12 protein-coding genes and 1 tRNA gene are annotated in these 12,665 nt (G+C 66.6%); 9 read left to right on the plus strand and 4 right to left on the minus strand.

Translation table 11 applies throughout. The features are described 5' to 3' along the window. Window positions 1-3: 3 nt before the first annotated feature. Window positions 4-1,662, plus strand: coding sequence for an amidase (locus P2G62_RS09735; RefSeq protein WP_275734699.1), 1,659 nt, complete (start codon window positions 4-6; stop codon window positions 1,660-1,662). A gap of 13 nt (window positions 1,663-1,675) precedes the next feature. On the opposite strand, the gene P2G62_RS09740 is transcribed toward P2G62_RS09735, so the two are convergent. From P2G62_RS09740 to P2G62_RS09750, 3 genes are all read right to left on the minus strand, one after another. Then, window positions 1,676-2,449 carry an enoyl-CoA hydratase-related protein gene (locus P2G62_RS09740; protein ID WP_275734700.1) on the minus strand — a complete coding sequence of 258 codons (774 nt, stop codon included), beginning with the start codon at window positions 2,447-2,449 and terminating at the stop codon, window positions 1,676-1,678. Then, the gene (locus P2G62_RS09745) at window positions 2,446-4,113 is read right to left on the minus strand and encodes an AMP-binding protein (protein WP_275734701.1); all 1,668 of its coding nucleotides are present in this window, start codon (window positions 4,111-4,113) and stop codon (window positions 2,446-2,448) included. Before P2G62_RS09745 ends, P2G62_RS09740 begins: the two co-directional genes overlap by 4 nt. A gap of 131 nt (window positions 4,114-4,244) precedes the next feature. Then, window positions 4,245-5,147 carry a LysR family transcriptional regulator gene (locus P2G62_RS09750; RefSeq protein WP_275734702.1) on the minus strand — a complete coding sequence of 301 codons (903 nt, stop codon included), beginning with the start codon at window positions 5,145-5,147 and terminating at the stop codon, window positions 4,245-4,247. 122 nt (window positions 5,148-5,269) lie between these two features. Between P2G62_RS09750 and P2G62_RS09755 the strand changes: the two genes are divergently transcribed. From P2G62_RS09755 to dctP, 3 genes are read left to right on the plus strand one after another with little or no spacing between them, the layout of a single operon-like run. Further along, window positions 5,270-5,773: a TRAP transporter small permease subunit gene (locus P2G62_RS09755; protein WP_275734703.1), complete on the plus strand. Its 504-nt coding sequence runs from the start codon at window positions 5,270-5,272 to the stop codon at window positions 5,771-5,773. Then, window positions 5,763-7,088: a TRAP transporter large permease subunit gene (locus P2G62_RS09760; protein WP_275734704.1), complete on the plus strand. Its 1,326-nt coding sequence runs from the start codon at window positions 5,763-5,765 to the stop codon at window positions 7,086-7,088. Before P2G62_RS09755 ends, P2G62_RS09760 begins: the two co-directional genes overlap by 11 nt. A 32-nt stretch (window positions 7,089-7,120) precedes the next feature. Then, entirely contained in the window at window positions 7,121-8,215 is a 1,095-nt protein-coding gene (dctP, locus tag P2G62_RS09765) for a TRAP transporter substrate-binding protein DctP (RefSeq protein ID WP_275734705.1), read from the plus strand. A 197-nt stretch (window positions 8,216-8,412) separates the two neighbouring features. Here the strand turns inward: dctP and P2G62_RS09770 are convergent. Further along, a tRNA-Lys gene (locus tag P2G62_RS09770) sits at window positions 8,413-8,488 on the minus strand. Window positions 8,489-8,646: 158 nt separating this feature from the next. On the opposite strand from P2G62_RS09770, the gene dapF reads away from it, so the two are divergent. The 5 genes from dapF to P2G62_RS09795 all read left to right on the plus strand — a co-directional run bounded on the left by dapF (window position 8,647) and on the right by P2G62_RS09795 (window position 12,647). Continuing rightward, entirely contained in the window at window positions 8,647-9,477 is an 831-nt protein-coding gene (gene dapF / locus P2G62_RS09775) for a diaminopimelate epimerase (RefSeq protein WP_275734706.1), read from the plus strand. After that, window positions 9,474-10,733 (plus strand): tRNA (N(6)-L-threonylcarbamoyladenosine(37)-C(2))-methylthiotransferase MtaB, encoded by a 1,260-nt coding sequence (mtaB, locus tag P2G62_RS09780; protein ID WP_275734707.1) that lies wholly within the window; start codon window positions 9,474-9,476, stop codon window positions 10,731-10,733. The genes dapF and mtaB overlap by 4 nt, the downstream gene beginning before the upstream one ends. A gap of 93 nt (window positions 10,734-10,826) precedes the next feature. After that, window positions 10,827-11,252 (plus strand): alternative ribosome rescue aminoacyl-tRNA hydrolase ArfB, encoded by a 426-nt coding sequence (arfB, locus tag P2G62_RS09785; protein ID WP_275734708.1) that lies wholly within the window; start codon window positions 10,827-10,829, stop codon window positions 11,250-11,252. Next, a complete protein-coding gene (locus P2G62_RS09790; RefSeq protein ID WP_275734709.1) occupies window positions 11,242-12,207 on the plus strand; it encodes a phosphotransferase in 966 nt (321 codons plus the stop codon). The genes arfB and P2G62_RS09790 overlap by 11 nt, the downstream gene beginning before the upstream one ends. Continuing rightward, window positions 12,204-12,647: an NUDIX hydrolase gene (locus tag P2G62_RS09795; RefSeq protein ID WP_275734710.1), complete on the plus strand. Its 444-nt coding sequence runs from the start codon at window positions 12,204-12,206 to the stop codon at window positions 12,645-12,647. The genes P2G62_RS09790 and P2G62_RS09795 overlap by 4 nt, the downstream gene beginning before the upstream one ends. Window positions 12,648-12,665: the final 18 nt, after the last annotated feature.

Below are 12,665 nucleotides of genomic sequence, written 5' to 3' on the forward strand. Positions count from 1 at the left end.
CCCATGTCCAGCGCACAGATCACCGAAACCGAGATCGCCGCCGCCGAACGTCTGCTGGGCATCGCCTACACCGCGCGGGAACGGGCGCAGATGGCGGGCAATCTTGACGGGCAGATCGCCGCGGCCATCGCGCGCCGTCAACTGGCCCTGCCCAATGCCGCGCCGATGGCATTGCGCTTCGACCCGCGCCTGCCAAACACCCAGATGCCCCCGTTGCGCGATCAGCTGCGCTTTTCGCACCGCGATCCCGGGCCGCTGCCCGAACGCGATGAAGACATCGCCTTCGCGGATCTGCCGGCGCTGTCCCACTGGATCGCCACCGGCGTTCTGGGCAGCCGCCGCCTGACCGAGATTTACCTTGCCCGGATCGAGGCGCTGAACCCGCGGCTGCTGTGCTGGGCCAGGGTGACGCCCGATCTGGCCCGCGCCGAGGCCGACGCCGCCGAGGCCCTGTTGGCGCAGGGCGTCCGTTTGAGCCCGCTGCATGGCATTCCCTACGGCCTCAAGGATCTGTTCGACACCAAGGGGATCGTCACCGGATGGGGGGCCGAACCCTATCGCGACCGGGTGCCCGATGCGGATGCGGCCATCGTGCGCAAGCTGCGTGCCGCCGGGGCGGTGCTGCTTGGCAAGACCACGGTCGGGGCGCTGGCCTATAACGACATCTGGTATGGCGGGCAGACCCGCAATCCGTGGAACCTGAACGAAGGCGCGAACGGGTCCAGCGCAGGCTCGGCCTCGGCAACGGCGGCGGGGCTGTGTGGCTTCGCGATCGGCACGGAAACGCTTGGCTCGATCACCGCGCCTTCGCAACGCTGTGGCACGACCGGGCTGCGCCCGACCTTTGGCAGGGTCTCGCGCGCGGGGGCGATGGCCCTGTGCGGATCGCTCGACAAGGTCGGCCCGATCTGCCGCGGTGTCGAGGATACGGCGATGGTTCTGTCGGTGCTGAACGGCGGCGATCCGGCCGATCGCAGCTCGATCGCGGCAGGGTTCCAGTTCGATGCGACGGCCCGGATCGCCGGGATGCGCCTTGGCTACCTGCCCGAAGCCTTTGACGAGGGCGCGAATGAGGTGGATCGGCAGGCCCTGGCCGCGGCGCAGCGACTGGGGCTGGAGGTTGTGCCGGTATCGCTGCCCGATCTGCCCTATGGCGCACTGATGAACGCCCTTTATGCCGAGGCCGCAGCCAACTTCGAGGATCTGACCCTCAGCGGCGCCGACGACACGCTGCGCTGGCAGGACGACACCGCCTGGCCCAACACATTCCGCAAGGCGCGCTTCCTGTCCGCCGTCGATCATGTGCAGCTGGATCGGCTGCGCTATCAGGTGATGCTGGCGCTCGACGCGTTGTTTTCGGAAATCGACGTGCTGATCGGCCCGTTTTCAACAGGGCCGATGCTGGTCGCCAGCAATTTTACCGGCCACCCCTGCCTGCATCTGCGCGCCGGGTTTCTGGATCTGACAACCCGCGGCGCGCCTGCACTGGGGGCCGCAACCCTCAGCGATGGTGGCAGCGCCGGGCACGGCGCGCGTTTCACCGTGCCGCAGGGCATCTCGCTCTGGGGGCGGCTGTTTCAGGAAGGCGCGCTGCTCAGCCTCGGCATGGCGCTGGAGCGCAAGCTGGGCGTGGCCGCGCGCCGTCCCGAATTTCCGGCCTGACCGCGCGCCCGGATCAGCGGCCCTGCCATTGCGGCGCGCGGCGTTCCAGAAAGGCGCGGGCGCCTTCCTGCGCGTCCTCGCTGGCCATGATCGCCCGCAGGGTGCGCGCGTTCTCGGGCCAGAGCGGCGCCATCTGCGCGGCCTCGGTGGCGCGGCTCAGGCGCAGGGTCTCGGCCACCGCCAAAGGCGCATTGGCAGCAATCTCGCGTGCCAGGTCCAGCGCGGTTTCGACACCCGCCCCCGGCGCGGCGCGGCGCGCGATCAGGCCCAGATCCCAGGCCTCGGCGGTGTCGATCATCCGTCCGGTCAGCAGGATTTCACGCGCCCGCGCAGGCGGGATCACCGTAGCCAGACGCAGCGCACCGCCCGCCCCGGCCACCAGCCCGCGGATCACCTCGGGCAGGCCGAAGCGGCAGCCCTCCTCGGCCACGATCATGTCGCAGGCCAGCGCCAGCTCGAACCCGCCCGCCAGCGCCGCGCCATGCACCGCCGCGATCAGCGGCTTGGTCCGCCGCGCCTCTGTCAGGCCGGCAAAGCCGCCCGGGCCGAACAGCACCTCTTCGACCTGACCCGCGCCAAAGGCCGCCAGATCCATCCCCGCGCAAAATACCGGGCCGGCGCCGCACAGCACGGCGACGCGCAGATCCGGGTCGGCCTCGAACCGGGCCAGCGCATCGGTCAGCCCCGCCGCCGCCGCGCCGTCGATGGCATTGCGCCGCGCCGGGCGGTTCAGGGTGATCCGAGCAACCGGCCCGTCGGTGTCGAACAAAACGGCGGCTTCGGTCATTGCGGGGTCTCCTCGGTCAGGCGTTTGCGCAGATCGCCGCGGATGATCTTGCCCGTGGTCGTCACCGGCAGATCCGCCACGACATAGATCGCGCGGGGGTATTCGTAGGCGGCCAGACGCGTGCGGACATGGGCCGCGATCTCGTCACGCAACGCGGGGCTGTCGCTGTGCCCGGCACGCAGCGTGACGAAGGCCGCGACGATCTCGCCGCGCAGCGGATCGGGCTGGCCGACCACGCCCGCCATGGCAATCGCCGGATGCGCGATCAGGCAATCCTCGATCTCGGCCGGGCCGACCCGATAGCCACCGGTCGAGATGATGTCATCATTGCGCCCCTTGAACACCAGCCGCCCGTCAGGGCGCCGCAGACCACGATCGCCCGTCACCAGCCAGCGCCCTTCGGGGCCAATCATGAACTTTGCCGCCGTCGCCGCAGGCTGGTTCCAGTAGCCCAGGAACATCACCGGATCGGGCGCCAGAATGGCGATCGCCCCCTCGGACCCATCGGGCAGGCGTTCAGCGGTGGATTCGTCGATCACATCGACACGGTGGCCCGGTACCGGCCAGCCCATCACCCCGTTTTCGGGGTCGGCCAGCGCCGAGCAACTGGACACCACCATATTGCATTCGGTCTGGCCGTAGAATTCGTTGATCGTGACGCCAAGCGCCCGCCGCCCCCACTCCAGCAGCTGCGCGCCCAACGGCTCTCCGCCCGAGGCGACGGAACGCATGTTCAGCGCCCAGTCCGCGCTGCCGGGGTCGGCCTTCATCATCTTGAGCGCGGTGGGCGGCAGGAACGCATTGCGCACCCCGAAGCGGCGGATCAGGTCGGCCGCCGCCTGGGCCGAGAACTTGCGAAACCGGCAGGCAACGACCGGCACGCCATGGTGCAGCGCGGGCAGCAACACGTCGAGCAAGCCGCCGATCCAGGCCCAGTCGGCCGGCGTCCAGATGCAATCGCCCGGTTGCGGCAGGAAATCATGGCTCATCTCGACGCCGGGCAGATGGCCCAGCAGCACCCGATGCGCATGCAGCGCACCTTTCGGATTACCCGTCGTGCCCGAGGTATAGATCAGGGTCGCTGGCGCATTGGACAGGCTGTCGACCGGGGTGAAGGCATCCGGGGCCGCCGCCAGCGCGGCGTCGAAATCCTGCGCACCCTCGGCAGGGCCGTCGACAACGAAGACCACCTCCAGATCAGGCAAGTCCTGCCGGATCGCGGCAATCACCGGCAGACTTGCATGATCGGTCACCAGAACCCGCGCGCCACTGTCGCGCAGCCGGTGCAGCAGGGCCTCGGGGCCGAACAGAGTGAACAGCGGCAGCGAAATGCACCCCGCCTTGAAGGCCGCGACATGGGCGATGGCGGTTTCCCGGCGCTGCGGCAACAGGATCGCCACGCGATCCCCGGCCGAAACCCCATCGCCGCCCAACCCCAGCCCGGTCAGCACATTGGCGAAACGGTTCGATGCCGCCCGCAATTCGGCGAATGTGGTCTTGCGGACCGGGCCGTAGCCGTCTTCGGCCACCTCGATCAGCGCGATCCTTTCAGGATCGGTCGCGGCCCAGCGGTCGCAGACATCCTGCCCGATATTGTACCGTTCGGGAATTTCCCACTGAAATGCCGCAACCGTCGCGGCATAGCTCTCTTTGCGAGACAGCACGCTCTCTCCTCCCCATCGCGGCGCACCCGAACCGGGGCGCCCTCCTCCGCGGCAAACTGAGCGCATTCGCGCCTTGGTTGTCCATCGCCGGAAAAGTTGACGCTAGGGAAGGCAATTTGCCGGCGCGCGGCCTAGTGGATCAGAAAGCGGTGGCGTTCCCGGCGCGCGACCTGTTGCAGATATTCCGACACGACGCGCACCCGCGCCAGGTCTTCGGTGCTTTGATGGCTGAGGATCCAGACGGTGCGGGTCAGGACGTAATCATCGACCAGAACCGGCTCCAGATCGGGGTCGTCGAGCGCCATGAAGCGCGGCAGGATCGCCAGCCCCGCGCCCTCGCGCACGGCCTCGCGCTGCGCGATCATCGAGGTCGAGGCAAAGCCCACCGGCGTGGTGATTCCCAGTTCTTCCAGATAGCGCAATTCATCCGAAAACAGCATCTCGGGGATATACCCCACCAGCCGGTGATGGCGCAGATCGCGCAGCTTTTCGGGGCGGCCATAGCGGCGCAGGTAATCGGGCGCGGCAAAAAAATGCAGGTGGTAATCCGTCATCCGCCGCGCCAGCAGCCTGCCGCTTGTGGGCAAAGACAAATCCAGCGACAGATGCACCTCTTGGTGCGACATCTGGAACTGGCGCGAGCGCACCACCAGGGCCACGTCGACATCGGGATTGTCACGCTGGAACCGGGCCAGAAGCGGGGTGACGATATAGGTGCCCAACCCGTCGGGCGCGCCGATCCGCACGGTGCCCGCCAGACGCCCGGCCTCGCCCACGATCTGCTCGTGCACGCGGGTGCTCGACCGTTCCACATCCAGCGCGATCGGCAACAGGCGTTCGCCCGCCTGGGTCAGCGCATATCCGGCCTCGTCGCGGATGAACAACTGCGCGCCCACCGATTTCTCCAGCGCGCGGATCCGCCGCGCCACTGTGGTCTGGTCGATGCCCAATGCCCGGCCCGCCACTGTCATCCGCTTCAGGCGCGACAGGGCTAGGAAAAACTTCAGATCGTTCCAGTCAAAACTCGTCTGCATTTGTGCAACCTACCTCTGCACATTTACCCATGTCAAACTGTCGCATCCCGCCCTTTAATCATCCGCAGGGGAGGTGACTGGTGCGTTTCGCGCCGGTCATCTGAGTTTTGGGAGGAAATCTAATGGTGCTGATCCGTCTGATCGACGGGTTGAACGAGATCGTGGGCCGTGTCGTGGCCTTCGTTGCAGTCATCTTTGCGGGCATGATCATCTATGACGTGATCCTGCGCTATGGCTTCAACGCGCCGACACTCTGGGCGTTCGATCTGACGAAACAACTCTATGGCTTCTACTTCATCCTGCTGGGCGGCTATGCGCTGCGCCATCAGGCGCATGTGCGCGTCGACCTGCTGACCGAGACGATGCGGCACGGGCCGCGGCGCGTGGTCGAGATCCTGGGCTATCTGATCTTTTTCTTTCCCTTCGCCTGGGTCTTCACCACCCGCAGCTGGGATTTCGCGATGCGGTCCTTGGCGCAGAAGGAAACCACCTATGGCGCGATCCAGCTGCCGGTCTATCCGGTCAAGATCGCGATGTCGGTCGCGGCGGCGCTGTTGCTGCTGCAGGGCATCTCCGAGGTGCTGAAACTGGCGCTGAACAAGCAGGAGCATCATCATGTCGGGTGAGGTCATCGGTCTGATCATGGCCGGGCTGTTGCTGCTGGGTCTGTTCATGGGCCATCCGCTGGCCTTCGTTCTGGGCGGCACCGCGGTGCTGGGCGCGCTGATCGCGGGCAAGCCGATGGTGCTGGGCATCGTCATCAACCGCATCTTCGGCGAGGTGCTGGACAATTACATCCTGATTGCGATTCCGCTGTTCGTGCTGATGGCGCGCTTCCTGTCCGACAGCGGCGTGACCGACCGGATGTTCGAAACGCTGCGGCTGCTGATGGGGCGTGTGACCGGCGGGCTTGGCCTTGCGGTCGTGTTCATCTCGATCCTGCTGGCGGCGACGACGGGCATCATCGGCGCCTCGATCACCGTGATGGGGGTGATGGCGCTCAAACCGATGCTGCAATACGGCTATTCCAAGCGGCTGACGACGGGGCTGATTGCCGCCTCGGGCTGTCTGGGAATTCTGATTCCGCCCTCGATCATGCTGATCCTGATGTCGTCGAATTCGTCGCTTTCGGTGGGCGAGCTGTTCGCGGGCTCGATGGTGCCGGGCGTGATTCTGGGTCTGCTTTATGCGGGCTATGTCGCGCTGGTTGCGCTGTTCCGCCCCGATCTGGCGCCGCCCGTGTCGATGGAAGAACGGGTGCCGGTGTCGCAGCTGCTGCCGATGCTGCTGCTCGAGGCGCTGCCGCCGCTGGTTCTGATCTTCGGCATTCTGGGCACCATGCTGGCGGGCATCGCCACCGCGACCGAGGCGTCGGCGATCGGCGCGTTCCTGGCGCTGTTGATCGTGATCTTCCGCGGCCGGTTCGAATGGGCGACCTTCGCCTCGGCGCTGTGGGAAACCGGGCGCACCTCGGCGATGATCCTGTTCATCGTGGTCGGCGCGACCGCCTTCACCGGCGTGTTCAACATCACCGGCGGCCTGCATGCGGCGCAGAACATGATGCGCGGCCTGGATATGGAGCCCTGGATGCTGATCACGATGATGATGCTCGTGATCTTCGTGATGGGGATGTTCCTAGACTGGACCGGGATCGTGCTGCTGTCCTTCCCGATCTTCCTGCCGGTGGTGAAGGAAATGGGCATCAGCGAGCTGTGGTTCGTGGTGCTGACCGCGGTGGTCCTGCAAACCTCGTTCCTGACGCCGCCCTTCGGCTATGCGCTGTTCTACATGCGCGCCCTGTCGCCGCGCAGCATCAAGACGTCGGACATCATCCTGGGCGTGATGCCCTTCATCGCGCTGATCGTGATGATGGCGCTGGCGCTGGCCCTGTTCCCGCAGCTGATCACCTGGCTGCCCGACACACTTTACAACACCAAATGACGAAACTTGCACTGACTGAGGAGGAGAAGTTGATGCATACCAAGACCTTGAAAACCGGGGTGTTCACGCTGGCGCTGATCGGGGCGGGCGTTGCCGCCCAGGCCGAGACCAGCTGGCAGATGACCACCACCTGGCCGAACTCGCTCGAACTGATCGAGATGGACAAGCATTTCGTCGAACTGGCGAACAAGCTGACCGGCGGCGATCTGAAGATCGAATTCTTCGAAGGCGGCAGCCTTGTCCCCGCGGGCGAGGTGTTCGGCGCCGTCGAAAGCGGCACGATCCAGGCAGGCGGCGACTGGCCCGGCTATTGGGCGGGGCGCGATGCGGCCTTCTCGCCGCTGGCCACCACCGCCAGCCTGTTCAACGCCGTCGACTATGTGAACTGGATTCAGGAATGGGGCGGCAAGGAGCTGTATAACGAAGTCTACGGCAAGTTCGGCATGGTCTATCTGCCCTATGCGGTGACCAACAACGAATCCGGCTTCCACACCAAGGAGCCGATCCGCACCATCGCCGATCTGCAGGGCAAGCGCCTGCGTCTGTCGGGGCTGGAACAGGGCCGTCTGCTGAACCAGCTGGGCGGGTCGCAGGTGTCGATGGCCGGCGGCGAGATCTATCAGTCGCTGGAACGCGGCGTGATCGACGGGGCCGAATTCTCGACCCCGAACGTCGACTGGTCGGGCGGCTTCCAGCAGGTCACGCAATACTGGGCGACGCCGGGCTGGCACCAGTCGGCCTCGATCTTCGGGGTGATGATCAACAAGCAGGCCTGGGACGCGCTGAGCCCCGAGACCCAGGAAAAACTGGAAATCGCGGCCGAGGCGAACCTGCTGTGGTCGCTGGCCTTCACCGAACGGCGCGCGAATGACGCCTACAAGCAGTTCAAGGACGTGAACGAGATCACCCGGATGGACGACGAGGCGCTGGCCAAGATTCAGACCATGGCCAACGCCGTGATCGAGGAAGTCGCCTGCGAAAACCCGTCCTCGGCCAAGGTTTACCTGAGCCAGCTGGAATATCTGCAGGACTATTCGAACTGGCGTTCGGCCTCGGCGCCGTTCAACCTGGGCCGCAACCCGAACGGCCCGGACATCGAAAAGATCCGCGCCTGCGCCACCCAGTAAGCGCAACATGATCGACCAGAACGGGGCCCCCAGCGGGCCCCGTTTTCTTACCCGCCCGGCCGCAACAGCGCCGGGACAACGGCCACCGTAGAACAGAGTGCAGTTCTGGTCGAAAAACGGGGCATGCCATACACGCAGAACGGCCCAGTTGCACAAATGAACAACCCGGTCATCGCGTGGCATAAATTCAGGGATAATGGTGAGCCGGCAGGGGTTCGAACCCTGGACCTACTGATTAAAAGTCAGTTGCTCTACCAGCTGAGCTACCGGCTCTCACCTATGGGACACTGCGTAGCGGTGTCGGTCGCAGGCTGCGTGTTCAGCCTGTCACTGCGCGGCTCTCTAAAGGCGTGGGCCGGGGGGGTCAAGGGCAAATTCACGGAAAAATCGAGCTACTGGAAAAAACCTTTTGCGGGGCGTATATCGCCGCCATGGAACAGACACGCGCGCCCTTGGGCCTGCCCTTCATGAAAATGCACGGGCTGGGCAATGATTTCGTGGTGATCGACGCCCGGGTGGGCGACGATCCGGTGACCCCTGCGCTGGCGCGGGCGCTTGGCGATCGGCATCGCGGCGTGGGGTTCGACCAGCTGGCAGTCATCAAGCCCGCGCAACAGACTGATTTCACGCTGGAGTTCTGGAACTCTGACGGGTCGAAAGCCGGTGCCTGCGGCAACGCCACACGCTGCGTCAGTGACTGGATGATGCGTCAGCTGGGGCAGGATACGGTCACGCTGACCACCGCGCGCGGGCAATTGTCGGCGCGGCGGCGGGCCGATGGGCTGGTCAGCGTGAACATGGGCGACCCGATTCTGGAGGCTGCGGCGATTCCGGTGGCGGGCGATCCGATGGCCCTGCCGCTGGCGGGCGATCCGGTCGCCGTGGGCATGGGCAACCCGCATTGCATCTATTTCGTCGACGATGCCGAGGCCGTCGATGTCGCGGGGCTTGGCCCGGCGATCGAGCATGACACGCTGTTCCCCGAGCGCACCAATGTGGAATTCGCCTCTCTCACCGCGCCCGACCATCTGCGGATGCGGGTCTGGGAACGCGGCGCGGGGATCACGCTGGCCTGCGGGTCGGGCACCTGCGCCACTGCTGTTGCGGCGCATCTGCGCGGCCTGACCGGGCGCCATGTGATCGTCGATGTCGACGGCGGACGGCTGGAAATCGACTGGCGCGCGGATGGCGTCTGGATGACCGGCCCGACAGCGCTTGTCTTCACCGGGGTCTTGACCCCGGAATTTCTGGCCGCGCTATGAAGCCCCCGATTTTTGCCACGCTGGGCTGCCGTCTGAATGCCTATGAGACGGAAGCGATGAAGGAACTCTCGGCGCAGGCCGGGATCGAGAATGCCGTGGTGGTGAACACCTGCGCAGTGACGGCCGAGGCCGTGCGCAAGGCCAAGCAGGAAATCCGCCGCCTGAGCCGCGAAAACCCCGGTGCCACGATCATCGTCACCGGCTGCGCCGCGCAGACCGAACCCGAGACCTTCGCCGCCATGCCCGAGGTCGCCCGCGTCATCGGCAACCACGAAAAGATGCAGGCCGAAACCTGGGCCCAGATGGCGCCGCAAGGCCCCGATTTCATCGGCGACACTGAACGCGTGATGGTCGATGACATCATGTCGGTCAAGGAAACCGCGGGCCATCTGATCGACGGGTTCGGCCGGCACCGCGCCTATGTGCAGGTGCAAAACGGCTGCGATCACCGCTGCACCTTCTGCATCATCCCCTTCGGGCGGGGCAATTCGCGCTCGGTCCCGGCGGGGGTCGTGGTCGAACAGATCAAGCGGCTGGTGGATCGCGGTTTCAACGAGGTGGTGCTGACCGGGGTCGACCTGACCAGCTGGGGCGCCGATCTGCCGGGTGAACCGCGGCTGGGCGATCTGGTGATGCGCATTCTGCGGCTGGTGCCCGATCTGGCGCGGCTGCGGATCAGTTCGATCGACAGTATCGAGGCTGACGAGAACCTGATGCTGGCCATCGCGACCGAGCCGCGGCTGATGCCGCATTTGCATCTGTCGCTGCAGCATGGCGACGACATGATCCTGAAACGGATGAAGCGCCGCCACCTGCGCGACGATGCGATCGCCTTTTGCGAAGAGGCGCGCAGGCTGCGCCCGGGCATCGTGTTTGGCGCCGACATCATCGCGGGCTTCCCGACCGAGACCGAGGCGATGTTCGAAAACTCGTTGCGGCTGGTTGACGATTGCGGCCTGACCTTCCTGCACGTCTTCCCCTATTCGGCGCGCAAGGGCACGCCCGCGGCGCGAATGCCCGCGGTGAAAGGTCCCGCGATCAAGGAACGCGCGGCGCGGCTGCGGGCTGCGGGGCAAGCCGCGCTGGAGCGGCATCTGGCGGCCGAGGTCGGGCAGGAACGCATGATCCTGACCGAGGGGCCGCGTCTGGGCCGGACCGAGTATTTCACCGAAGTGGCCTTTGACCGCGACATGCCCGAGGGCAGCCTGATGCGGCTGCGCATCACCGGGCAGGACGGCACCCGTCTGCAGGCCTGAAGCCGGGGGTTTTGCACCCCCGGGCCCCCGCAAGGTATTTATCGCAAGATGAAGGGGGGTTTCGTTTCCCCGCATTCCGGGTAGCTTGGCGCCATGCTGCGGATCAACGACACCACCTTCATCGCCGATTGGGAGCTGACCGAGAGCTTCACCCGGGCCCAGGGGCCGGGCGGGCAGAACGTCAACAAGGTCTCGACCGCGGTCGAGTTGCGCTTCGAGGCCGAGCGCAGCCCGCATCTGACGCCCGCCGTCAAGGCGCGGCTGAAACGGATTGCGGGGCGGAAATGGACCTCGGACGGCGCCATCGTGATCCGGGCCGAGGAAACCCGCAGCCAGGCGCGCAACCGCGAACTGGCGCGCGAACGTCTGGCCGAGATGATCGCGCAGGCGCTGGTCGCGCCGAAACGGCGGGTGGCGACCAAGCCCACGCTGGGCAGCCAGCGGCGGCGGCTGAAGGCCAAGACGGTGCGGGGCGAGGTCAAGGCGCTGCGCGGGAAGGTGGGCGGCGATGATGAATGATCTGGCCCAGGCCGAAAGCGCGCTGGCGCATTGGGGCAGTCTGGGCGCGCCGCTGCGGCTGGTCTGGCAAAGCGAGAATGTGGTGTTCGAAACGGTCCTGCGCGATGGCACGCGGGCCGCATTGCGGCTGCACCGCCCCGGCTATCAGGGGCGCGCGGCGATCGAGGCAGAGCTGGACTGGTGCGCGCGTCTGGCCGCGGCAGGTGTGCCGGTGGCCACCCCGGTTGCGGCGGTGAACGGGCGGCTGACGGCGGGCCTGGGCGGGCGCGTGGTGTCCTGCCTGCGCTGGCTGGACGGTGCGCCGCTGGGACAGGCCGATCAGCCGCTTGCGGGCTCTGCCGTGGCGGCGCGCGCGGGCGAATTGGGCGCGTTGATCGCGCGGTTGCACAACGCCACCGATGCCGGCGCCTGCCCGCAGCCCTTCGCGCGCAAACCCTGGGATGCCGGGGCGCTGCTGGGTGAGCACCCGTTCTGGGGCCGGTTCTGGGACAATCCGGCGCTGCACCCTGACGAACGCGCCGACCTGCTGGCCGCCCGCGATCTGGCCGGGCGGCAACTGGCGCCGGCGCGGGATTTCGGGCCGATCCATGCCGATGTGATCCGCGGCAATGTGATGGCGACGCCGGACGGGATGGCGCTGATCGACTTCGACGATTGCGGGCCGGGATGGCGGCTTTACGATCTGGCCTCGGCCCTGATCCAAAGCTGGGGCGACCCGGACATGGGGCGGCAGGCGGCGGATCTGCTGGCTGGCTATCGCAGCCTGCGCGCGCTGCCTGACGATCAGGCCGCCCTGCTGCCGCTGTTCGTGGCGCTACGGGGGTTTGCCTCGGCGGGCTGGATCGTGCCGCGGGTGGCGGCGGGCGATGCGCGCCTGCGCGGCTATGCGGCGCGTGCCGCCGGGCTTGCACGCGATCTGCTGGCCGGACGCACACCGTGGGAGGCCGCGGCATGAGCGCGCTTGGCGAGATCATCGCGGGGCTTCTGGGGCGCCGCCCGCACTATCTGCAGGTCGGCGCCATTTGCCTGCGCCGCCACAAGGGCAAGCCCGAGGTGCTGCTGATTTCCTCGCTCGGAACCGGGCGCTGGATCATTCCGAAGGGCTGGCCGATGAAGGGGCGCAGCCTGGCCGGGGCCGCGCTGCAGGAAGCCTGGGAAGAGGCCGGCATCCGCGGCAAGGTCCGCCACACCCCGCTGGGCAGCTATTTTTACCTCAAGATGCAGGACGGCGGCATGGCCTTGCGCTGCGAAGTGCGGGTTTTTGCGGTCGAGACCGACAGCCTGTCGGAACATTACCCCGAGGCCGGACGACGCGAGCGCGAATGGGTCAGCCCCGAGATCGCAGCGGAACGTGTGGCCGAAGAGGGGCTGAAAGCCATTCTGCGCGCCCTGTAACAATTCCCCGGTTGTTTT

Origin of the sequence: Paenirhodobacter sp. CAU 1674 (genome assembly GCF_029222945.1) — a bacterium.
In the GTDB taxonomy this organism is placed as follows: Bacteria; Pseudomonadota; Alphaproteobacteria; order Rhodobacterales; family Rhodobacteraceae; genus Rhodobacter.